Annotated in this window: 17 protein-coding genes; 4 read left to right on the top strand and 13 right to left on the bottom strand. The window is 68.0% G+C overall.

Annotation, left to right across the window (positions count from 1 at the left end):
* The first annotated feature begins 103 nt into the window (after nucleotides 1-103).
* Genes ACWF4Z_RS18855 through ACWF4Z_RS18840 form a run of 4 tightly spaced genes read left to right on the top strand, consistent with a single transcriptional unit; the run spans nucleotide 104 to nucleotide 5,983 of the window.
* A complete protein-coding gene (locus ACWF4Z_RS18855; protein ID WP_452244354.1) occupies nucleotides 104-1,054 on the top strand; it encodes a carbohydrate ABC transporter permease in 951 nt (316 codons plus the stop codon).
* Complete coding sequence (locus ACWF4Z_RS18850) at nucleotides 1,051-1,872, top strand: carbohydrate ABC transporter permease (RefSeq protein ID WP_452244353.1); 822 nt, start codon at nucleotides 1,051-1,053, stop codon at nucleotides 1,870-1,872. Before ACWF4Z_RS18855 ends, ACWF4Z_RS18850 begins: the two co-directional genes overlap by 4 nt.
* Nucleotides 1,869-3,875: an alpha-galactosidase gene (locus ACWF4Z_RS18845; protein ID WP_452244352.1), complete on the top strand. Its 2,007-nt coding sequence runs from the start codon at nucleotides 1,869-1,871 to the stop codon at nucleotides 3,873-3,875. Before ACWF4Z_RS18850 ends, ACWF4Z_RS18845 begins: the two co-directional genes overlap by 4 nt.
* A 32-nt stretch (nucleotides 3,876-3,907) precedes the next feature.
* Nucleotides 3,908-5,983 (top strand): NPCBM/NEW2 domain-containing protein, encoded by a 2,076-nt coding sequence (locus ACWF4Z_RS18840; RefSeq protein ID WP_452244351.1) that lies wholly within the window; start codon nucleotides 3,908-3,910, stop codon nucleotides 5,981-5,983.
* A gap of 174 nt (nucleotides 5,984-6,157) precedes the next feature.
* Here the strand turns inward: ACWF4Z_RS18840 and ACWF4Z_RS18835 are convergent, their stop codons facing one another.
* From ACWF4Z_RS18835 to ACWF4Z_RS18775, 13 genes are all read right to left on the bottom strand, one after another.
* Entirely contained in the window at nucleotides 6,158-7,765 is a 1,608-nt protein-coding gene (locus tag ACWF4Z_RS18835; protein WP_452244350.1) for a beta-N-acetylhexosaminidase, read from the bottom strand.
* 33 nt (nucleotides 7,766-7,798) lie between these two features.
* Nucleotides 7,799-8,446: a dihydrofolate reductase family protein gene (locus ACWF4Z_RS18830; RefSeq protein WP_452244349.1), complete on the bottom strand. Its 648-nt coding sequence runs from the start codon at nucleotides 8,444-8,446 to the stop codon at nucleotides 7,799-7,801.
* A gap of 92 nt (nucleotides 8,447-8,538) precedes the next feature.
* Nucleotides 8,539-9,210 carry a response regulator gene (locus ACWF4Z_RS18825; protein ID WP_452244348.1) on the bottom strand — a complete coding sequence of 224 codons (672 nt, stop codon included), beginning with the start codon at nucleotides 9,208-9,210 and terminating at the stop codon, nucleotides 8,539-8,541.
* Entirely contained in the window at nucleotides 9,207-10,391 is a 1,185-nt protein-coding gene (locus ACWF4Z_RS18820; protein WP_452244347.1) for a sensor histidine kinase, read from the bottom strand. Before ACWF4Z_RS18820 ends, ACWF4Z_RS18825 begins: the two co-directional genes overlap by 4 nt.
* A 29-nt stretch (nucleotides 10,392-10,420) precedes the next feature.
* Nucleotides 10,421-12,208 carry a thiol reductant ABC exporter subunit CydC gene (gene cydC, locus ACWF4Z_RS18815; protein WP_452244346.1) on the bottom strand — a complete coding sequence of 596 codons (1,788 nt, stop codon included), beginning with the start codon at nucleotides 12,206-12,208 and terminating at the stop codon, nucleotides 10,421-10,423.
* Nucleotides 12,205-13,914, bottom strand: coding sequence for a thiol reductant ABC exporter subunit CydD (cydD, locus tag ACWF4Z_RS18810; protein WP_452244345.1), 1,710 nt, complete (start codon nucleotides 13,912-13,914; stop codon nucleotides 12,205-12,207). The genes cydC and cydD overlap by 4 nt, the downstream gene beginning before the upstream one ends.
* Before the next feature lie 13 nt (nucleotides 13,915-13,927).
* Nucleotides 13,928-14,875: a cytochrome d ubiquinol oxidase subunit II gene (gene cydB, locus ACWF4Z_RS18805; RefSeq protein WP_452244344.1), complete on the bottom strand. Its 948-nt coding sequence runs from the start codon at nucleotides 14,873-14,875 to the stop codon at nucleotides 13,928-13,930.
* A 13-nt stretch (nucleotides 14,876-14,888) separates the two neighbouring features.
* On the bottom strand, nucleotides 14,889-16,181 hold the full coding sequence (locus tag ACWF4Z_RS18800; protein ID WP_452244343.1) for a cytochrome ubiquinol oxidase subunit I: 1,293 nt from the start codon (nucleotides 16,179-16,181) through the stop codon (nucleotides 14,889-14,891).
* A gap of 206 nt (nucleotides 16,182-16,387) precedes the next feature.
* Complete coding sequence (locus ACWF4Z_RS18795; RefSeq protein ID WP_452244342.1) at nucleotides 16,388-17,785, bottom strand: GH1 family beta-glucosidase; 1,398 nt, start codon at nucleotides 17,783-17,785, stop codon at nucleotides 16,388-16,390.
* Nucleotides 17,786-17,799: 14 nt separating this feature from the next.
* The gene (locus tag ACWF4Z_RS18790; RefSeq protein WP_452244341.1) at nucleotides 17,800-18,804 is read right to left on the bottom strand and encodes an ABC transporter ATP-binding protein; all 1,005 of its coding nucleotides are present in this window, start codon (nucleotides 18,802-18,804) and stop codon (nucleotides 17,800-17,802) included.
* Nucleotides 18,801-19,835 (bottom strand): ABC transporter permease, encoded by a 1,035-nt coding sequence (locus ACWF4Z_RS18785; RefSeq protein ID WP_452244340.1) that lies wholly within the window; start codon nucleotides 19,833-19,835, stop codon nucleotides 18,801-18,803. The genes ACWF4Z_RS18790 and ACWF4Z_RS18785 overlap by 4 nt, the downstream gene beginning before the upstream one ends.
* Nucleotides 19,836-19,837: 2 nt before the next feature.
* On the bottom strand, nucleotides 19,838-20,812 hold the full coding sequence (locus tag ACWF4Z_RS18780) for an ABC transporter permease (protein WP_452244339.1): 975 nt from the start codon (nucleotides 20,810-20,812) through the stop codon (nucleotides 19,838-19,840).
* Nucleotides 20,809-21,858: an ABC transporter ATP-binding protein gene (locus ACWF4Z_RS18775; RefSeq protein WP_452244338.1), complete on the bottom strand. Its 1,050-nt coding sequence runs from the start codon at nucleotides 21,856-21,858 to the stop codon at nucleotides 20,809-20,811. Before ACWF4Z_RS18775 ends, ACWF4Z_RS18780 begins: the two co-directional genes overlap by 4 nt.
* Nucleotides 21,859-21,961 lie beyond the last annotated feature (103 nt).

The raw sequence follows: 21,961 nt of genomic DNA, 5'->3' as shown, positions 1-21,961 counted from the left end.
GCTGGAGCAGAGTCCAGGCCGGGATCGGTGGCGGGGGTTGGCTGAGGCGCGGGGAGCGGTTCGGCCGGTTCCCGGCGGGTGAAGACGTCGGGAGGGGGTCGGCATGACGTCCACGGCGGTGGAGGCGGTGGAGCCGGCGGCTCGGTCGGGTGCCCGCACGACCGGAGGCCGGGGCAACAAGCGGAACGGGCCGCGGAGGGTGTCGCCGCTCATCCTCTTGTTCGTGTTTGTGCCGTTTGCGGTTGAGGCGGTGTGGGTGTTTTGGCCTGCTTTGCAGGGGTTCTGGCTGGCGTTGACGGACTGGGACGGGTTGTCGGCGCCTCGGTTCGTGGGGTTCGGGAACTTCGGCGACATGGTGTCGGATCCGATTTTTCGGACGGCGTTGAAGAACACGGCGATCTGGCTGGTGTTGTTCGGTGGGCTGAGCGTGCTGGGTGGGTTCGGGATGGCGTTGCTGCTTCAGCGGGAGCGGCGCGGCGTTGGGATCTACCGGGCGGCGTTGTTCACGCCGGTCGTCTTCTCGCTGGTCGTCACCGCGCTGATCTGGCGCGTCTTCTACCAGCCCGACGGCCTGGTCGACACCGTCCTGCACACCGTTGGCCTGGGCAACTTCATTCGGCCGTGGCTGGCCGACCCCGACACCGCTCTGTACGCCGTGATCGTGCCCGCGCTCTGGCGACAGATCGGCTACGTGATGGTGCTCTATCTGGCCGGCCTGAAGGCAGTCGATCCCGTCCTCTACGAGGCGGCGAAGGTGGACGGTGCGACCGCCTGGCAACGGACGCGGTACGTCACGATTCCGCAGCTCAAGGGCGTCAACTCCGTCGTACTCTCGGTGATCGTGATCGACTCACTGCGATCCTTCGACATCGTCTGGTCGATGACGAAGGGCGGGCCCTATCACTCGTCCGAACTCCTGAGCACCTACATGTACTCGACGGCGTTCCAGTCCACCCAACTCGGCTACGCCTCCGCGATCGCCGTGGTGATCTTCCTACTCGCCCTGACCGTCATCCTCGGCTACTTGATCCGTGCCTTCAAGGAGGAAGCATGAACCGCCTGAGGACCTCGGGGTACCACGTCGCGATGGGGCTGGTGTCGTTTCTGTGGGTTGCGCCGATTCTTTGGGTGATTGTGATCTCGTTCCGTAGTTTTGACGATGTCGCGGCGAACGGGCTCGGGTCTTTGCCGCACTCGTTCACGTTCGGGACGTACAAGTCGGCGTGGGAGGACGCGGACGAGTTCAGGGCGTTGATCAACAGTTTGCTGGTGACGATCCCGGCGGTGATCCTGAGTCTGGGGCTTGCCTCGATCGCGGCGTACGGGCTGGCGCGGTACAACATCCCCTTCCGGCGAACCGTCCTGTTGCTGATGCTGATGGGGAACCTGTTGCCCCCGCAGATCCTGCTGATCCCGATCTCGCGGTTCGTCGAGCTGGCCGGGATCTACGACACTCTGATCGCGCTGATCGCGGTCCATGTCGGCTTCGGGCTGGGGTTCTACACGTTCGTGCTGCACGGCTTCATGCGTGATCTACCCCGCGAGATCCAGGAGGCGGCGACGATCGACGGCGCCGGACCGGGGAAGATCTACGCGAGCGTGATCCTGCCGCTGACCCGGCCCGCACTCGCCGCACTGGGCGCGCTCTCGTTCACGTGGATCTTCAACGACCTGCTGTGGTCGATCACCGTGATCCGCTCCGAGGACAGGATGCCCGTGACGCCGGCGTTGCTCGGTCTGCAAGGGCTCTTCGTGTCCTCCTGGAACGTGATTGCCGCCGGCACCGTGATTGCCGCGGTTCCCACGGTCGCCGTGTTCCTGCGGTTCCAGAAACACTTCGTCGGTGGTCTCGCCATCGGAGCCGTCAAGTGAAGACCTGGACGTTGCGTGGCGCAACGACGTCGTACGTCGTCGGTGTGCCCGACCATGGCCAATGGGCTCAGCTGGTTGCTTGGGGCCCGCATGCGGTTGCCGCAGGCCCCTCGGTCGTCACGGTCGAGGGCACCGAGCACTTCCTTCCCCGTGCGGACGTCGAGCCGTTGGAGTACGCGGTGCGGGGCGTCCGGTACGGCGCACCCGTGGATCTCGTCGTGAGTGGTCCGGACGGCTCCGACGAGCTCCGTCCCGTCTTCGCCGACGCGACCACTGGAGTGGATGGGCTGCAGCTGAACTTCGTGGACGAGGTCCGTCGACTACGGCTGGTGTTGCACTACCGAGGAGTCGGCGATGTGGTCGAGCGGTGGGTGAGCGTCCGCAACGACGGAGCCGACCACCTCACCTTGCACCGGCACGACTCCGCGGGCTTCATCGTGCCGACCGGAAACACGGTCAAGTACCTGTGGGGTGAGTGGAACAGCGAGTTCCAGCAAGCCTCCGTGACCTTGGATCGCGGCCGGTTCACGATCGGCAGTGCTCAAGGGATCACTGGTCACTCCTACTCGCCGTTCCTCGCAGTCGACGGAGAGATTGCGTACGGCGTTCAGCTCGCCTGGAGCGGGTCCTGGGAGATGTCGGCCGATGTCGATACGACCGGGCTGATGCGGATCCAGGCCGGCCGACTGCCGTCCAGCCTCGGACTCAAGCTTGCCTCGGGTGAGACCTGGATGTCGCCGAAGGCGGTGGGTGCTTGCAGCGCCGAGGGTGCGGACGGACTGGCGAGAGTTTTCCACGACTACGAGCGCTCGCTGTCGCGCGGGCGTCCGTCGAAAGTGCTCTACAACTCCTGGTTCGCGACCGAGTTCGACATTCGCGCCGAGCACCAGCTCGAGCTGGCGCAGCGAGCCGCGAGCATCGGAGTTGAGACCTTTGTGGTGGACGACGGCTGGTTCGTCGGCCGGTCGGATGACACCGGCGGGCTGGGGGACTGGGAGGTCGATCCAGCGAAGTTCCCGGGCGGGCTCGACGGTTTCATCGCGCAGTTGAAGGGGATCGGGCTCGACTTCGGGTTGTGGATCGAGCCGGAGTCGGTGAGCCCGTCCGCCCAGTTGGCCGCGGAGCATCCGGAGTGGATCCTGCGGACGCCGGGGCGTGAGCCGATCCTGATCCGCAACCAACTGCTGCTCGATCTGAGTCGTGACGACGTCGCGGAGTTCGTCTGGACCACGCTGGATCGGCTGTTGTCGACGTACGACATCTCCTATCTGAAATGGGACGCCAACCGGCCGCGGCTGGACTCCGGTGATCAGCGGCGCGACCTCGATGGTCGCGTGGTCACGAATGTGTACGGCGTCCTGGACAGGATCCGCGCTGAACACCCGGACGTGTACGTCGAGGGATGCGCGGGCGGCGGTGGGCGGGTCGATCTCGGGATGGCGGCGCGCGTCGACACGCTCTGGCCGAGCGACAATACGGCTCCACTGGATCGGCTCAGGATCCAGCGGGGTTTCCGGACCGGGTTCGCGCCGCACCTGATGAGCTCGTGGGTGACCGATGCCGAAGGCACCCATGACGGGCGCGAGCGGTCCCTCGACTTCCGCTTCCATGTCGCGATGTCCGGCGTCCTGGGGATCGGCGCCGATCTGTCGCGGTGGAACGACGAGCAGCTGAAGACCGCGACGCGTCACCTCGAGCAGTACAAGGGCATCCGTGAGTTGGTTGCCGATAGCAAGGTCTACGGATTGTCCGCCGGCGTCCAGTACGTCGGTACGACGCGGTCCGTGGTGTTCCTGTGGGAGACCGGCGACGGCAATGTCCGCGGCACGCTGCCGAGCCGTCCGCGGTACGTGCCGCTGGCCGGACTGGATCCCGCGAAGAACTACCGGGTGGGCGACGAAACCCACCCGGGCAGCTACCTGCTGCAGGTCGGCGTTCCGTTCGGGGGCCCATCAAACGGTTCCGTCGATTCGCTCTGTCTGGTCGTCGAACCAGTCGACTGACCGTTCCGCTCAACGGCAGCAAAGGACAACAGATGAAACGACTTTCCGCTGTGCTGAGTGGGGTGATCGCGGCGGTCCTGGTGGCCGGCGCGGTCGCGACCACCGCATCCCCAGCCGCAGCCACGACCCAGACCACCCAGGCCGTTCTCAGCCCCACGCCGTACATGGGCTGGAACACGTACTACGGCCTCGGCGGCGACTTCACCGCGGACACGATCAAGTCCGTTGCCGACTCCTTGGTGAGTCGTGGGCTGGCGAAGGCCGGCTACGACATCGTCTGGCTGGACGGCGGCTGGCAGGCCGACCAGTCGCGCAGTGCGGCCGGTGACCTGGTCCCGAATCCGGCCAAGTTCCCGAACGGGCTCAAGCCGCTCGTGGACTACATCCACAGCAAGGGCCTGAAGGCCGGCATCTATACCGACGCCGGTCCGTACATCCCGGGCAAGTGTGGTCTCGGCAGCGGCGGCTACTACCAGCACGACGCAGACACCTTCGCCGCCTGGGGTTTCGACTCGGTCAAGGTCGACTACCTGTGCGGGATCGCGGCCAACCTCGATCCGAAGACCGTGTTCACCGAGTTCGCGCAGGCCTTGCGGAACAACGCCAGCCATCGGCCGATGATCTTCAACCTGTGCAACCCGGTGACCTCGCCGGACTGGGGCAACTACCCGGAATCGCAGCAGTCGATCAACTCCTGGACGTACGCGCCGGGGATCGCCCAGTCGTGGCGGACCTACACCGATGTCGGCTTCCAAGGCGACATCAAGTTCAAGGACGTGCTGCGCAACTACGACGCGAACGCGCGGCACCCTGAGGTGGTCAAGCCCGGCGCGTTCAGCGATCCCGACTACCTCGCGCCTGAGCTCGGGATGACTGACGAGGAGTTCCGGACCCAGTTCACGCTGTGGGCGGTTGCGGCGGCTCCGTTGATCGTCGGCAGCGACATTCGCAAGCTCAGTGCGACGACCGTTGGCATGCTGACGGATCCCGACGTACTCGCGATCAACCAAGACCGGGCTGCGGTTCAGGCTGTCCGGGTCGGTGCCGCGGGTACGACGGAGACGTGGGTGAAGCGACTCGCGGATGGCAGCCGTGCCGTAGTGCTGCTGAACCGTGGCGACAGCGCGAAGACGCTGACCACGACCGCGGCCGCGGTCGGACTGCACGGATCACGGTTCACCCTGGAGAATGCGTGGACGAACAAGGTGACCGAGAGCGCGGGCACGATCAGCGCGGCGGTGCCGGCTCACGGTACGGCGTTGTTCCGGGTCGGTCCGGCCCGTGGGCTGCCGGGGATTCCCCACGTCACAGCTGCGATTCCGCAGGTGACGAAGGTCGGTACGGACGCACAGCCTGCCGACGCCTCGCCGGTTGTTGCCGGTGGCGACGAGCTGACCGTGCAGGTCAACGTTCGTAACGACGGTCTGCTGCCGGTGCTTCAGCCGGCCGTGACCGTTGCCGGCGGCACTGGTTGGACCGTGAAGCCGTTGTCCAAGGCGCCGACTCTCCTTGCCGGCGGCAAGCAGGCGACGTTCGCTTTCACGCTGACGCTGCCGGCCGGAGCGGCGCCCGGATCCGCGAGCATCACCGCGTCGACGTCGTACCAGGCGATCGGGTACGGCGTGCAGCGGCAGTCGACCGTGTTGTCGCCGGTCGTGATCGCCCCCGCGCCGCCGTCGGGAACGGTGCCGCTGTCGCACCACGACTGGATCACCGCGACCAGTGGCTGGATGTCGCCGACCATCGACGAGAGTGTCGGTGGGGGCAACCCGATCAAGCTGGTTGGGCAGACGTACCCGACCGGCATCGGCGTCGCGTCGCCGTCGCTGATCCGGTACTACCTGGGCAAGTCCTGCTCGCGACTGACCGGGACTGTCGGGATCGACGATGTCGTCAGCAATGTCGGGCCGGAAGGCGGGACGTCGACGTTCCAGGTCGTTGGCGACGGCAAGGTTCTCTTCGACAGCGGGGTCGTCGACCGGTTCACCCCGAAGCAGGTGGACGTGGACCTGACCGGCGTCCGTGTCCTCGACCTGGTCGTCGGTGACGCGGGCGACGGCGGCTACAACGACCGCGCCGACTGGGCCGCGCCGACCGCGACCTGCTAGCTGAGTGAGGGGGGCAGCTACTGGCTGCCCCCTCGGCTCGGGTGATGTGGACCCATTTCAGGGGCTGGCCCCTGAAATGGTGGGTTGCGGACGGTGAAGATCAGTGACCAACCCCCCATTTGAGGGGTCGGCCCCTCAAATGGGACCGGCGGACCAGGTACTCATCTCAGCCCGTCATGCCCAGTCGACCTCGGTCGAGTGGAGGTAGTTCCAGGTCCGGCGCCGCCAGGCGGGAGACTGCGCGGCGAGGCGTCCGGCGTAGTCCGGCCAGTCGGTCGGGCCGGCGCTGGACCAGCCCTTCTCGGCGGCGCCGGGGAGGCGGGGAAGCAGCATGAACTCGAGCTCGGCCGGGGTCGTGATCGTTTCGCACCAGATCGCCGCCTCCACTCCGACCACCTGGTCGTCGCAATCGATGCCCGGCGTGTACTCGACGGGATCCCAGTCGACCCCGTGCTGGATCGAGGCCGGGGTGTAGAAGGGCAGACCGACGCGTTTGCGGAGTTCCTCCTGCGCCGGATCCGAGGACGTGTCAGCGTGCGGGGTGTCGAAGTACAGGCGACTCGTGGGCGACAGAAGCAGCCGGGATCCGTGCGTCAGCGCGCGCGGGATGTCCTGCTCAGCCTTCCGCAGATGCTCAACCAGAATCGGCAGCAGATCAGGGGGCAGATCGGCCGGAGCCTCGCCGTCGGACAGTACGCCGGGCTCCAGCCAGTACTGGACGACGTCGTCCGACGTGATCGCGGCCCGGGCGATCTCCTGCCAGCCGACCACCCGCTTGCCGCGGGTACGAACCAGGCCTGCGGCCAGGTCGACGAAGGCTGCGTGATCCTCGTCGGACATGCCCCACGCCTCGTCGCCGCCGATGTGCACATAGGCGCTGTGCGGGAACTGTGGGATGACCGCATCCAGCACGTCCTCGACGAACGTCCAGGTCTCGGGGCGGCTCGGGTCGAGAGTGTTGAGCTGGAGCGTGGTGCCGTTGCCCAGCTCGACGCTGCGAATCTCCGCCGGCGCCAGCTCCGGGTAGGCCTTGAAGACCGCAGACGTGTGACCCGGCATGTCGATCTCGGGTACGACGGTCACGAAGCGCTCAGCCGCGTACGCCACGAGTTCGGCCAGCTCGGCCTGGCTGTAGAAACCGCCGGGCCGGTCGTCGGTGGCTCCGGCCGCGGCGATCTCGGTGAGCGCGGGCCGGGACGGCACCTCGACCCTCCAGCCCTGGTCGTCGGTCAGATGCAGGTGCAGGACATTCAGCTTGTACAGCGAGCACATGTCGATGACCCGCCGTACGACGACCGGCGCGTGGAACGTCCGGACGATGTCCAGGGACAGCCCGCGCCACGAGAACCGCGGCCCATCGAGGATGCGGATCGTGGGCAGGGTCGCCGTACCGTCATCGGTGTTGGCCGTGACGAGTTGCCGCAGTGACGTCAGGCCGCGGTGGATGGCCTCCGGCGTCGGACCCCAGATCCGGATCCCGTCGCCGGTGACCTCCAGGCCGTACCGCTCGTCGGCGTCAGCCTCGCGGCCATCGGCGCGTAATCCCGCGGCCTGCGGGACGTCGTCCAGGCCGCCGCCGCTGAGCTCCAGCGTGATGCCGGCCGCGCCGGGGGTCAGGGTGATGCCGGAATCGGTCTCCAGGTCGTCGGCGAAGTGGACCGCGAGGGTGGCCAGCTCCGGTGGGTAGCTGACTCCGAGGGCGTCGGTGACCACGAACGTCCCGCCGTCCACAGTCGTTGTCGTGGTCGCCACCGTGGGTGCTGGGATCAGGGGAAGACTCATACCCGCAGTCTGCGGCAGGAGGACCCGAGCCGACTACCGGGTCTTCTTGACGAATGTCAGGTGGGTGACGCCGCTTGGGGTTGAGACGGCCTCGATGTCGTAGTTCTGTTCGAGCGACTCGAGGCCGTCCCAGAGGCGGACGCCGCGGCCGAGCAGGATCGGGACCTGAACGACGTGCAGGTGATCGATCAGCCCGGCGGCGAGGAAGTCGCGGATGACGGTAGCGCCGCCGCCGATCCGGATGTCGGCGCCGTTCGTCGCGGTCCGCGCCTGCTCGAGAGCGTCCTGCGGCGTGGTGTCGAGGAAGTGGAACGTCGTACCGCCCTCCATCTCGATCGACGGCCGCGGGCGATGGGTGAGCACGAAGGTTGGCGTGTGGTACGGCGGGTTCGGGCCCCACCAGCCCTTCCACTCCGGGTCGTCCTGCCATCCGGGCGGGCCGAACTTGCCGGCGCCCATGATCTCGGCGCCGATCCCGGGCTCGTGCTGCGCGGCGAACGCGTCGTCGACGCCGAGGCGGCCACCGGCGAGGTCGTCCATCGAGCGGAAGTACCGGGTGCTGACGAACCACTCGTGCAGCCGTTCGCCGGCGTGCCCGAACGGCGCCTCGAGCGCCTGACCTTCGCCGGTACCGAACCCGTCCAGCGAGATCGAGAAGTTGTGCACGCGAACTGCGGACATGTGAATCACTTCCTAGCCCGGCTCCGCCGGGGATATGTGGGGCCTGGTGACGCTTGCACAACCAGGTCGGAGCCGATTCAGCCCTTTTGACATCAACGGCTGCGAGGGGACTGGACGAGTCCGCTCTGATAGGCGAACACCACCAGTTGGGCGCGATCCCGGGCGCCGATCTTGGTCATCGCCCTGGCGACGTGCGTCTTGACGGTGGCAACGCTGATGATCAGCTGCTTCGCGATCTCGGCGTTGTCGAGTCCGTGCGCGACGAGGACGGTGAGTTCGCGTTCCCGCGCGGTCAGACGAGCGAGCAGGTCGTCGCTGTCGGGGAGCCGGTCGGGTTCACCGGCGAAGGTAGCGATCAGGGTGCGGGTGACGCTGGGCGAGAGCAACGCCTCGCCGGCGGCGACGACCCGGACCGCGGCGCGCAGGTCATCAGGCTCGATGTCCTTGAGCAGGAAGCCGCTGGCGCCGGCGCGTAGCGCGGCGAACAGGTAGTCGTCGAGCTCGAAGGTGGTCAGCATGACGACCCGGACGGCACCGAGCGCGGGATCGGCACAGATCTCCTGGGTCGCGCGAATCCCGTCCAGCTCCGGCATCCGGATATCCATCAGCAGTACGTCGGGACGCGTACGGCGAGCCAGGTCGACGGCCTGCCGACCGGTCGCGGCCTCACCGACGATCTCGATGCCGTCGTCATGGCCGAGCAGTTCCCGAAAGCCCGCGCGGACGAGTGCTTGGTCGTCGGCCAGCCCGACCCGGACCGTCACAGCGACGACCGGATCGGTAGTTCGGCCAGGACCTGGAAGCCGCCCTGCTGCGTCGGCCCGGCCGTCAGCCTGCCACCGAGGAGCCGGACCCGCTCTTGCATCCCGACCAAGCCATGTCCGACGTGGTTCGGATTCAGGCGGGCCTCGACCGCCGGGCCGTCGTCTGACACGTCGACGACGACGTGTCCCGGCGCGTACGCCAGCGAGACCGCAGCCGTGTCGGCGTGGGAATGCCTGATGATGTTGGTCAGTGCTTCCTGCACGACGCGGTAGATCGTGAGCTCGATCGTGGCCGTCATCGTCGGCGCCGTACCTGTGGTGACGAACCGTACGGCGACTCCGCCCGCGATGGTCTGATCGATCAGCCGGGGCAGGTCAGCGAGACCGGGTTGGGGAGCGGCGACCCTATCGAGGTTGGCGCTGTCGAGGTTGGCGCTGTCGAGGTCGCTGTCGGTCCGGAGCCCGGCGAGTACGCCGCGAAGCTCCGACAGCGCCTCCCGCGCGGCGCTTCGCACGGCGGCGAGCGACTGCGCGACCTGCTCGGGACGTTTCCCCAGCGCCTCGGCGCCCACCGCGGCTTGCACGGAAATGATCGTAATGGTGTGCGCCAGTACGTCGTGCAGTTCCCGGGCGATCTCGAGGCGCTGCTCGGCGAGTTGCCGCCCGGCCTCCTGCTGGGTCGCGTGGTGCGCGGCCCGAACCTGTTCGGCCATCGCGGCACGCTGGACCCGGGTCGCCTCGCCCATGGCCGCGAGGCCGACCATGCCGATCGGCGGGCCGAACAGCGCGCCGACATTGAAGTCGGCCGGGTGCGGCGGGAGGAGCGGGATCACGGCGGCGATCGCGATCAGGCCGATCGCGAGCAGGAGGCGGCGGCTCGGCGCGTTCGCGGTGACGGCGTATGCCGCGACGAAGAGCGCGGCTGCCGGTGCCAGCCCGGGGTAGCCGACGAGGTGGTACAGCAGGCAGAGCCCGACGATTCCGGACATCACCCAGGCAGGGGCTCGTTTGCGCCACCACAGCACAACGCCCGCGACGACGCCGATCAGCAGGCCGGCAAACGGCGTACCCAGCGGCGTCTGATCGGACTTGGCGACTTCGCTGAGCACTCCGCCGACATTGACGGCCACCGTGACGACCACGATCAGCAGGTCCCGACGGCGACCTCCGGCAGTTGGCACGCTCCGCATTGTCCTCCGCCCGAGGCTGATCATGTGGTAGCCACCGCCCGGCCCGACACCCGGTCGGCGAGTTGCTCGGCGTACCAGAGCTCGCGGTAAAGCCCTGGGACAGCGACGAGGTCGGCGTGCCGGCCACGTTGAGCGACGCAGCCCCGGTCGAGGACGATCACGTCGTCGACGGTGTCCAGCCCGGCGAGGCGGTGGGTGACCAGCACCGTCGTCTTGCCCTGCGTCGCGGCGAGGGTCTCGGACCACACGGCGTCGGCAGTGGCGGTGTCCAGACCTTCCAGTGGTTCGTCGAGCAGCAGTACGTCGGGATCGGACAGCAGCGCGCGGGCGAGCACCAGGCGACGTCGCTGCCCGCCGGACATCGACGCGCCGTCGTGGCCGACCACGGTGTCGAGGCCGGCCGGCAGAGTCGCGATCCAATCCGCCAACCCGGCCCGCCGTACGACGTGTGCCAGTTCCGTCGGCGTGGCAGCGGGACGAGCGAGGATCAGGTTATCGCGCAGGCTTGCGTGGAAGACGTACGCGTCCTGGGTGGCTCCGATCAGCCGGGCGCGGACCTCGTCCGTGGCGAGTGTTCGGACGTCGTGGCCGTTCACTGTTACCGTGCCCGCCTCGTGGTCTACCTGTCGTGCCAGTACGGCGAGCAGTGTGCTCTTGCCCGATCCACTCGGCCCGACCACCGCGATCCGTTCGCCCGGACCGATGCGCAGACAGATCCGGTCGAGCGCAGGCGGCCGGTCGGCGCTGTACCTGACCCGGACGTCGTGAAGGTCGACGGTGACGGGTCCTGGATCGAGTGGATGCGGGCGAGCCGGATCGATGATCTCCGGCGGCGTGTCGAACACCTCGATCAGGCGCTGGGATGCGGCGGTCACGGTGATCAGCTGCCGGGCCGCCAGGGCAAGCGCCATCGTGGGCTCGAACGCCGTGAGACAGGTCAAAGTGAGCACCGGGATCAGGATCGGGTGCAGGCCATGGTTTGTCGACGTGATCAGGATGCTGAGGGTGGTTGCCGCCTGGATCGCGAGAGTCGTTGCCGTGGCCGCCGCTTCGAGGCGTGCCGTGGCTCGCTGGATGCGCGCCAACCGATGCGCGACGCTGTCGGCCGCGGCCAGCGCGATGTGGTCGGCGCCGTACGCGGACAGCTCGGCGGCGCCGTCGATCAGATCGAGACTGCGGCGGGCGAGCTCTGCCCGGACCCGTGCCTCCGACACCGCGAAGCGCCGCGCGATGCCATAGGTCGCTAGAGGCACGACGCCGATTGCGAGGAACAGGCCGGCGAGGAGCAATGCACCCGCGGCCGGGTACAGCACCCAGCACAGGACAACGGCCAGGGTCCCGCTCCCCACCGCGGCGACGACCGGCAGCAGGCCCCGCAGCAGCAGGTCCTGTACGGCGTCCACGTCCGAGACGACTCGGCTGAGTACGTCGCCACCCGGCAGCCTGCCCGGTTTGGACCGCGCCAGCGCGGCGTACACCCGTTCCCGTAAGGTGGCGAGGGCGGCCAGCGCTGAGTCGTGGCCGGCGAGCCGCTCGAGATACCGCAGTACCGGGCGAGCGAGGGCGAACGCGCGGACGCCGACGATCGCGAGCCCGAGCACCGCGATCGGCGGCTGAGCGGCGGCACGCACGATCATCCACGTCGCGGTCGACATCAACGCAATTGCGGCAGCCTCGGCGGCTGCGCCCGCGAACGCGGCGACGGTGAGTTTGCCGAGCGATGCTGCGCCGATGAGCCGCAGGACGCGCGCCGTTGCGCGCCACCGCGACGACTCCATGGTGAGCGCAGCCGACGAGTTGCTGCTCATGCGACGGCCGTCCGGCGGAGGGCGACCTCGTGATCGAGTTCTTGGACCGAGCCGTCGACGACGGCTAGCACCCGGTCGACCTCGTGCAGGAGCGCGCGTCGATGGGTCGCGACGATCAAGGTTCGTCCGTTCGCCAGGGTTCGAATCGCGTCGAGGACGGCTGCTTCATTGCCCGCGTCGATCCCCGCGGTGGGTTCGTCGAGCAGCAGGATCGGTGTGTCGCGCAGGAATGCTCGCGCCAGTGCGATGCGTTGCCGCTGCCCGACGGACAGGCCGTCGCCGTGATCGCCGAGTACGGCGTCGTACCCACCGGGCAACGCCTCGACGAACTCGGCCGCTGAGGCCGATCGGGCTGCCGTACGAATCTGTGCGGGCGTTGCGGAGGGGGCGCCGAGGGCGATGTTGTCCGCGATCGTCCCGGCGAACAGGTGCGGCCGCTGCGGTACCCAGGTCACTCGCTCCCGCCACCGCGCCAGCCCGTCGGCGTCGAGGTCGCGCAGGTCGGCACCGCCCACGCTGGCGGTTCCTTCAATCGGCGTGAGGAAGCCGAGCAACACGGCGAGCAACGTGCTCTTGCCGGCCCCGCTCGGCCCGACCAGAGCGACCTTCTCGCCCGCGGCGATGTGAAGGGTGACAGCACGCAGAATCGGCGTGGCACCACCGGGATAGCCAATCGTTGCCTGGTGCAACCGAATGTCGTGACCGCCGGGCAGAACGGCGGGAGGCGGGGGCGCGTTAGAGGCGGTGGTCGGTGGCGGATCGTTGGCCTGGTCGATCACCGCGAAGGCGCGCTCGGCCGCCGCCTGGCCGGAGGCCGCGGCGTGGAAGGCCGAGCCCAGCTCACGGAGTGGGCGGTAGGCCTCGGGTGCGAGGAACAGCACGAGCAGACCCGTCGTGAGGTCGAGCTGACCCGCCAGCAACCGCAGCCCGACCGGCACCGCCACGAGGGCCGCCGAGATCGTCGCTACCAGCTCCAGCGTCAGGCTGGACAAGAAGGCGATGCGCAGCGTTCGCAAGGTGGCGACGCGGTAGTTCTCCGCGGTTCGCCTGACCACCCCGACCTGATGCTCGACGCGTCCGAACACCCGCAGCGTCGGCATTCCGCGGACCACGTCGAGGAAATGGCCCCCGAGTTCGCCGAGCGCTCGCCACTGCCCGCGGGCCGCGGTTCGTGTGTGCATCCCGACGAGTACGCCGAAGATCGGGATCAGCGGCAGCGTCACCGCGATCACGCCGGCCGACAGCGGGTCGGCGATCGCAGTCATCGCCAGGACGGCGATCGGCAGTACGACGGCAGGCGCGAGGCGAGGAAGGTATCCGGCCACAGCATCGTCCAGGCCGTCGAGCCCGGCCGCGACCGTGGCCAGCTCGCCACCACGCTCACGGTGTAACCGCACCGGGCCGAGCTGCTGGATCGCGACGAAGAGCCGCTGGCGCAGACCCAGCTTGACCCGGGCTGCGGCAGTCCGGCTGGTTGACTCGCGAACCCACGCCAGGCCGGCTCGGAGTGCGAAGATGATGCCGAGGGCAAGGAGGGGAGCCTTGGCCGAGGTGCCGAGTGCGATCCCAGCGAGGGTGATCGCGAGCAGGTTTGCCTGCGCCACGATCAGGACCGCCGACACCACCGCGATAGTTGTCGAGGTCAACAGAACGCGGCGTACCCCCGGCAGCCGCCGGATCCGGTTCATCACCTCGTCGCGTGGCACGGGCACTCCCTTCTCAGAAGTACATCGGCGATGTGATGGCAAGCCGGCCGTGAAAGGTACGCCACAGCCAGAGCTGCGCCGCGGCCATCACCGGCAGAACCACGATCAGGAATCCGCCGAGCACGGCGAGGGTGGCAGCCGGAGCGGCCATCGCCCGTACGGCGGGAGCCACGCCCACGGCGATGCCGATGATCGGGAGCATGATCGACAGCGCCGTACACCCGAAGGTGATCCAGTGCCCGGGAGCGGGGGCTGGACGCCGTACGACGAACAACGCGAGGACCGCGGCGAGCGCGAAGACGGCGGTGACGATTCCGAGTGCGGAAAAGGTGCCGAGGGCAACGCTCGCGGCCAGCGCGATCGCTGCCGGTACGGCGAGACGCTGCGAGACACGTGCGGCGCGCGCACTCAACGGCTGCGGGCTGCGGAGCATCATGAACGCGGCGCCATGACATGCGGACAACAGCGCGAGGCTCAGACCGCACAGCAGCGCGAACGGATCGAACAGGCTCGCTCCGAGTGGCGCGCCGTGCTCCACCGGCACTGCCTGCGCCAGGTTGCCCAGCAGCAGTCCCCACCCCATCGGCAGCAACACGCTCGCCACCGCGATCGTCCGGTCCCATCGCGAACGCCACCACGAATTGCCGGACCGGCTCCGGAACCAGATACCGGCATCGCGGGCGATCAGGCTGCCGACGATCAGAACGACGAGTGGGTAGTACGCCGTCAGGAGCGAGCCCTCCAAGGTGGGAAAGGCACCGAACAGGACGCCGACCGTCGCGACGATCCACACCTCGCTGCCGAGGAAGAACGGGCCGATCACGTTCAGCGTCAGCCGGCGCTCGGCCTCGTCGCGGGTCAGCCACAACCGCAGCATCCCGACCCCGAACGTGGCGCCGTCCAGCGTCAGGTAGCCCATCAGCAAACCGCCGAGCAGTATCAACCACAGTGTGTGCGGCATGTCCGATTCCTCCTCAGAGCTCGTGCCGATAGACGCCGGTCTCAACCGGCATCGGACCTGTGTCGACAGCTGGATCGTCCGGCGCGCGGCGGGCGTAGCGGCGCATGACGCCGTAGTCGATCACCGCGAGCAGCGACAGGATCCCGACGAAGACCACGAACGACGTGATCACGCTGGCCAGCGACACCTGCGAGAGCGCGTCCTCGGTACGTAACTGCCCGTAGACCACCCAGGGTTGCCGCCCTTCCTCGCGCACCACCCAGCCGCAGAGCACGAGCACGAACGGCAGCGGCACCACCCACGACAGCACCCGCATCAGCCCGCGTACCCGCATCAGCCCGCGTACGCGGGTCAGCCTGCCGCGGAGCGCGAGTACGACGATCAACGAGATCAGAGCGAGTGCGCCGAGGACGAATCCGCCGTACTGCATGAGGTTTGCCGGGATGCTCAACCACGACGGTGGCATCACCGGACCTGGCCCGAATTGTGCGTGGAGTGCCGCCTCCGGATTCGGACTGCCGAACGCCGTGGCCATCTTGCCGGGCTGGTCGGTCTGCAGGTAGTCGAACTGCGCGAAGCCTTGATGGACGGCGAGAGCAGCGCCCAGGACGGCGGCAGTCAGGCCGATGCGCAGCGAGCGCAGGAAGAACTCGTGCTGACTGGTACGCCGGGCCAGATGCCAGCCGCTCATCCCGGCCACGAACACCCCGCCGGTCAGGCAGGTTCCGCCGAGCAGATGCGTCATCCCGACGACCGCCTCTTTGTTCGTGATCAGCGCCGCGAAGTCGGTCAGCTGGAAGGCGCCGTCCCGGACGACACCGCCGACGGGATGCTGCAGGAAGCCGTTCGAGACCATGATCCAGAACGCCGATGCGAACGCGGTGAGCGCGACCAGCCAGATGAGCGCGAGGTGCGCGTACCTCGGCAGCCGGTCCCAGCCGAAGATCCACATCCCGAGGAACGTCGACTCGAGGAAGAACGCGATCAGCGTCTCCAGCGCGATCGGGGCACCGAAGATGTTGCCGGCGAAGATCGACAACCCGTTCCAGTTCAGGCCGAACTGGAACTCCATCACCAGCCCGGTGACGATGCCCATGCCGTAGTTGATCAGGTACAGCTGACCCCAGAACTTCGTCATGGTCCGATGGATCGCCCGGCCGGTGACGACGTACCGGGTCTGCATGATCGCGATCAGCGGGACCAGGCCGAGCGTCAACGACACGAAGAGAAAGTGCAGCCCCGCGGTCAACGCGAACTGCAGCCGAGCCAGCCCCAAGGCGGTCACGTCGAGAGGGATGATGTCCACTCGCCCAAGTCTTCTGGCGCGACCTGGAACGGTCGTCCCCCAGAACGACGAACCCTCCTACCGAATCCGGCCCCCGTCCAGGCCCGGCGCGTACCACCACAGTGGTAGTCGTGCGGATCTCCAGGCCATCACAATCGGCCCGTACGAACGCAGACCCGCGGGACGGGCCGCTCGTGGCGGGATTGTGATGGCCTGGAGATCGGGGTTCAGCGGTTGCGGTGCTGGTCTGCCAGTTCCTTCAGGTACTGGGCGCTGGCCTTCGGGATGCGGGTTTGGGTGTCGTAGTCGACCCGGACGATGCCGAAGCGTTTGGCGTAGCCGTAGGCCCATTCGAAGTTGTCCAGCAGGGACCAGGCCAGGTAGCCGTGGATCTCGGCGCCCTGGCGGATGGCTTCGGCGACGGCGGTGAGGTGGGAGGTGAAGTAGGCGGTGCGGTCGGCGTCGTTGACGAACCCGGACTCGTCGGGGACGTCCTCGAAGGCGGAGCCGTTCTCGGTGACGACCATCGGGAGGCCGGGATAGTCGCGGGCGATGCTGACCAGGAGGTCGGTGAAGCCCTCGGGATAGATCTCCCAGTCCATGGCCGTCTTCGGCAGGCCCATCGGGATGTCCCGCGTGACGGGGTGACCCTCGGCGTCGGTCGTGCTGCCGTCCTCGGCGTACCCCGTGAACTTCTGGCTGAAGTAGTAGTTCACCCCGAGGACGTCGATCGGCGCCGCGATGATCTCCAGATCCCCTTCCTCCACAGGGATCTCGACGCCTTGAGCCGCCAGGTCCGCGACCACATCGGCCGGATACCGTCCGAAGACGATGGGGTCGAGGTAGATCCGCCGGCTCGTCCCGTCCTCGCGCCGGGCCGCCTCGACGTCGGGCTCGGCATCCGAGGCCGGGTACGACGTCGCCACGTTGATCGTGATCCCGATGTCGAGCTTGCGCGGCGACGCCTCCCGCATCCGCTGCGTCGCCAGCCCGTGCCCGAGCAGCAGATGATGGACGGCGGCGATGGCGGCCGGGTACTCACGCCGGCCGGGGGCATGAGCGCCGTACGCGTAGCCCAGCATCGCCGAGCACCACGGCTCGTTCAGCGTGGTCCAGGTGTCGACCCGGTCGCTCAGCGCGTCGAACACCATCATCGCGTAGTCGGCGAACCGGTACGCCGTGTCCCGCACCGGCCAGCCGCCGGCGTCCTCGAGCTCCTGCGGCAGATCCCAGTGATACAGCGTCACCCACGGGTCGATGCCCTGGGCAAGCAACTCGTCGACCAGGCGGTCGTAGAAGGCGAGTCCGAGTGGGTTCACCGGTCCCTTGCCGCTGGGCTGGATGCGCGGCCAGGCAACCGAGAAGCGGTACGTGTCCATGCCGAGTTCCTTGATCAGGGCAACATCGGCCGGCATCCGGTGATAGTGGTCGCAGGCAACATCCCCGACGTCGCCGTTGTCGATCGCCCCCGGCACCCGGCAGTACGTGTCCCAGATCGACGGGGTGCGGCCGTCGGCGTCGATCGCACCTTCGATCTGGTACGCCGACGTCGCCACGCCCCACCGGAAATCGGTCGGCAGGCCCGCGACCAGGTCGGCCGCCCCCGATACAGAGGTTGTGCTCATAGTCATCCTTCGGATTAGGAAACGGGAACGCGGCCGGGCAGCCAGCAGGCGACCGATCGGCTGGGGTCGTTGCGCGCCGACGGGATACCCAGCAACGGGACCTCGGCAGAGCAACGGTCGAACGCGTGCGGGCAGCGCGGATGGAACGAACACCCCGACGGCATCCCGCGCAGATCAGGCGGCGAACCGGGGATCCCGGCCAGCTCCTTGCGGGCTCCACGCAACGCCGGGAAGGACTTCAGTAGCCCTTCGCTGTAAGGGTGCAACGAGTCCTTGTAGAGGTCCGCCGATCGCGCCTCTTCGACGATCCGGCCGCCGTACATGATCGCGATCCGGTCGGAGAACTCGACCAGCAGGGACAGGTCATGGGTGATGAACAGCACCGAGAACCCGAGCCGCTCCCGCAGCTCGACCAGCTGCGCCAGGATCTGCCGCTGCATCACCACGTCGAGCGCGGTCGTCGGCTCGTCCATGATCACGACCTGCGGCTCCAGGACGAGCGCCATCCCGATCATCACCCGCTGCCGCATACCGCCGGACAGCTGATGCGGGTACGCGTCCATCCGGTCGGCCGAGATCCCCACCAGCTTGAGCATCTCCTGAGCCCGCGCGACCCGGGCCGCCGAACTGAGCTGCGGCTCGTGCGCCCTGATCACGTCGAGCATCTGGGTCGAGACCTTGTGCACCGGGTTCAGCGAGTTCATCGCCCCCTGGAACACGATCGACGTCTCGGCCCAGCGGAACTTGCGCAACTCCGAGTCCGTCAGCGCCATCACGTCGTACGGGTCGCCGCCCGGCGGGTGGTAGACGACCGAGCCACCGGTGATCACGCCCGGCGGTGGGAGCAGCCGGGTCACGCCGTACGCGAGCGTCGACTTGCCGCTGCCGCTCTCCCCGGCCAGTCCGAGCACCTCGCCGCGATGCAGCGTCAGCGTCACGTCGCGGACCGCCTGCACCGCCTGGTCGCCGAGGCCGTAGTCGACGTGGAAGTCCTTGATCTCCAGCACCGGCTCGTTCATGCGGCGTCCTCCTTGCCGGTGCGGCGTACGACGGGGGTCACGGGCTCGGTCTTCGACGACAGGACCGGGGTGAACCCGACCCGCATCCGGACCGAGTGGCCCTCTTTGGTCTTCACCCGGGTATGACCGGCGCTGCGCAACCGCGGGCTGACGAACTCGTCGATCCCGAAGTTGACCAGCGACAACGCCGTACCGAGCAGAGCGATCGCGAGACCCGCCGGCACGAACCACCACCAGGCGCCCTGGGCCAGCGCTTGCTGGCTCTGCGCCCAGAACAGGATCGTGCCCCAGTTCCATTCGGAGATCGTCGAGATGCCGATGAAGGCCAGCGTGATCTCGGACATGACCGCGAAGACCACGGTCCCGATGAAGCTCGAGGCGATGATCGCGGTCAGGTTCGGCATGATCTCGGCGGTGATGATCCGCCACGTGCTCTCGCCGGTCGCGCGCGCGGCCTCGACGTAGTCACGCCGCCGTAGCGACAACGTCTGGGCTCGCAGGACACGTGCACCCCACGCCCACGACGTGAAGCCGATGACGAGGGCAACCATCAGGTCACCCGCACTCGGGATCGTTGAGGCGACGATGATGATCAGCGGCAGCGCCGGGATCACCAGGAACACGTTGGACAGCGCGGACAGGCTGTCGTCGGCGGCACCGCCGAGGAAGCCGGCGCTGACGCCGATCAGGACCGACAACGCGGTCGCCACGATCCCGGCCAGGAGACCGACGAACATGACACCACGGGTGCCGACCAGGACCTGGCTGAAGACGTCCTGGCCGAGGTGCGTGGTCCCGAACCAGTGCTGGCTCGACGGTGGTTTGACCAACTGGTTGCTACGGGCGGACGGATCGTACGGCGCGATCCACGGGCCGATGATCGCGATCAGGCAGAAGAACGCGAGCACGATCAGGCCGGTCGCGGCCTTCGGATTGGCGACGAACCGCAACCGGCGCCGCTTGGCCGGTTGCGCCGCGACCTGCGGGCCGCCGGGGGATACCGCGGTGATGGTGCTGGCTGGTGCGGACACTGTCAGCCCTCCTTGCGGGTGCGCGGGTCGAGGAGCAGGTACGCGATATCGGCGATCAGGTTGGCGACCAGTACCGACAGCGTGATCACCAGGAACACGCCTTGCATGAGCGGGTAGTCCTTGGCCCCGACCGCCTGGAACAGGTTGTAGCCGATGCCCGGATAGGAGAAGACGATCTCCACCAGCAGCGTGCCGCCGACGATGAAGCCGAGCGACAGCGCGAACCCGGAGACGTTCGGCAGCAAGGCGTTGCGGGCCGCGTAGCTGAACATCACGCGCCGCTCCGGCAGACCCTTGGCATGGGCAACGGTGATGTAGTCCTCGGACGCGACCGTCACCATCATGTTGCGCATGCTGAGGATCCAGCCGCTGACCGACGAGATCAGGATCGTCAGCGCGGGCAACAGGCTGTGCTGGATCGCGCTCCCGATGAACACGGTGTCCCAGGCGGGCACCAGGCCGGGCTCGTAGCCGCCCGACGACGGGAAGATGCTGTTCGGACCGGCCAGCAGCGTGATCGCGAGCAGACCGAGCCAGAAGTACGGGATCGACGACAGGAAGGTTGTCACCGGCAACAAGCCGTCCAGCCACGAACCCCGCCGCCAGCCCGCCAGCACGCCGAGCGCCGTACCGATCATGAAGCTGGCGAACGTCGTGATGCCGACCAGCGCGATCGTCCACGGCAGGCTCTGCTTGAGGATCTCCGAGACCGGAGTCGGGAAGAACGCGAACGACAGGCCGAGGTCACCGTGGAAGACCTGACCCCAGTACTGGACGTACTGCTGCCACAGGCTCGTGTTCTTGTCGAGACCGAAGAGCACCTGGAGCGAGTGGATCGCGTCGGTGTTCATCTGGTACTTCGTGATCAGCGAGCTGACCGGGTCACCCGGGATCAACCGGGGAACGAAGAAGTTGATGGTGAGCGCGGCCCACGCGGTGAAGAGATAGAAGACGATCCGCTGCAGGAGGAACCTCATTTGGCTACTCCTTCTTCGTAGAGCCAGCACGCGGCCCAGTGCCCCTCGCCGTTGTCCTCGTCGGCCGGCAGGTCGAACCGGGGCGGGAGATCGGTCGAGCACTTCGGCATCGCATGCACGCAGCGCGGGTGGAACCGGCAACCGGTCGGAGGTGCGATCAGGCTCGGCGGTTCGCCACTGCCCTGGTCCTCGGGGGCGCGCAGGTCGCCGACGCGATCGAGCCGGTCGGGATCGGGCGCGCTCTCGATCAGCAGGCGCGTGTAGGGATGGGCCGGGCGCTGGGTGACGGTCTCGGAGTCACCGCCTTCGACCATGCGGCCGGCGTACATCACCAGCGTCTCGTCGGCGAAGTACCGGGCCGACGCGATGTCGTGGGTGATGTAGAGGATCGCGAGGTCGAGCCGCTCCTTGAGATCGCGGAGCAGGTTGAGGACGCCGAGCCGGATCGACACGTCCAGCATCGAGACCGGCTCGTCGGCCAGCAGCACCTCGGGATTCGCACCGAGGGCCCGGGCGATCGAGACGCGCTGGCGCTGACCGCCGGAGAGCTCGTGCGGGAACTTGTCCAGGTACCGCTCGGGCGGAGTGAGCTGGACCCGGAGCAGCAGGTCGCCCAGGTTCTTCTCGAGCTCGACCGCGTCGTCGCCGGCCCGCTTGTGGATCTTCAACGCGCGGGTCAGGTGGTACCGCACGGTGTGCGTCGGGTTCAGCGAGGCGAACGGATCCTGGAAGATCATCTGTACCTGGCGGCAGTACGCCCGGAACTTGCGGCCACCGTGGACGGTGACAGTGTCGCCGTGCAGCCGGATGTCGCCGGAGGTGCGCCCGTACAGCTGGGCGAGCAGCCGGGCGACGGTCGACTTGCCCGAGCCGGACTCGCCGACCAGCGCGGTGACGCGACCGCGCCGGAGGATCAGCTGGATGTCGTCGACCGCGTGCACGACCTTGCGGTCCCGGGTGAGGAGGTCGCGGAGACCTCGTCGGACCGGGAAGTGCTTGGTGAGGCCTTCGGCCTCGAGGACCACCTCGGTGTCGGTCACCGTCATGGGATTCGGGTCTCCTGTCATGGCACCGCGGCGCCCGGGGCGGGTAAAACCCGCGCCCCCGGCCGGGCACACAGGGGGCCGGCGGGCGTCAGGGTGAGGATGA

This window comes from Kribbella sp. NPDC055071, assembly GCF_053608045.1.
Note: the sequence above shows the minus strand (reverse complement) of the source record. Positions and strands in the feature narration are given on the sequence as shown.

Excerpts from the sequence above, each read along its gene's own strand:
- ACWF4Z_RS18775 (WP_452244338.1), bottom strand. The coding sequence starts at position 21,858 with ATGACGGTGACCGACACCGAGGTGGTCCTCGAGGCCGAAGGCCTCACC.
- ACWF4Z_RS18835 (WP_452244350.1), bottom strand. The coding sequence starts at position 7,765 with ATGAGTCTTCCCCTGATCCCAGCACCCACGGTGGCGACCACGACAACG.
- ACWF4Z_RS18790 (WP_452244341.1), bottom strand. The coding sequence starts at position 18,804 with ATGAACGAGCCGGTGCTGGAGATCAAGGACTTCCACGTCGACTACGGC.
- ACWF4Z_RS18795 (WP_452244342.1), bottom strand. The coding sequence starts at position 17,785 with ATGAGCACAACCTCTGTATCGGGGGCGGCCGACCTGGTCGCGGGCCTG.
- ACWF4Z_RS18850 (WP_452244353.1), top strand. The coding sequence starts at position 1,051 with ATGAACCGCCTGAGGACCTCGGGGTACCACGTCGCGATGGGGCTGGTG.
- ACWF4Z_RS18830 (WP_452244349.1), bottom strand. The coding sequence starts at position 8,446 with ATGTCCGCAGTTCGCGTGCACAACTTCTCGATCTCGCTGGACGGGTTC.
- ACWF4Z_RS18780 (WP_452244339.1), bottom strand. The coding sequence starts at position 20,812 with ATGAGGTTCCTCCTGCAGCGGATCGTCTTCTATCTCTTCACCGCGTGG.
- cydB (WP_452244344.1), bottom strand. The coding sequence starts at position 14,875 with ATGCCGCACACACTGTGGTTGATACTGCTCGGCGGTTTGCTGATGGGC.
- ACWF4Z_RS18840 (WP_452244351.1), top strand. The coding sequence starts at position 3,908 with ATGAAACGACTTTCCGCTGTGCTGAGTGGGGTGATCGCGGCGGTCCTG.
- cydC (WP_452244346.1), bottom strand. The coding sequence starts at position 12,208 with ATGAGCAGCAACTCGTCGGCTGCGCTCACCATGGAGTCGTCGCGGTGG.
- ACWF4Z_RS18855 (WP_452244354.1), top strand. The coding sequence starts at position 104 with ATGACGTCCACGGCGGTGGAGGCGGTGGAGCCGGCGGCTCGGTCGGGT.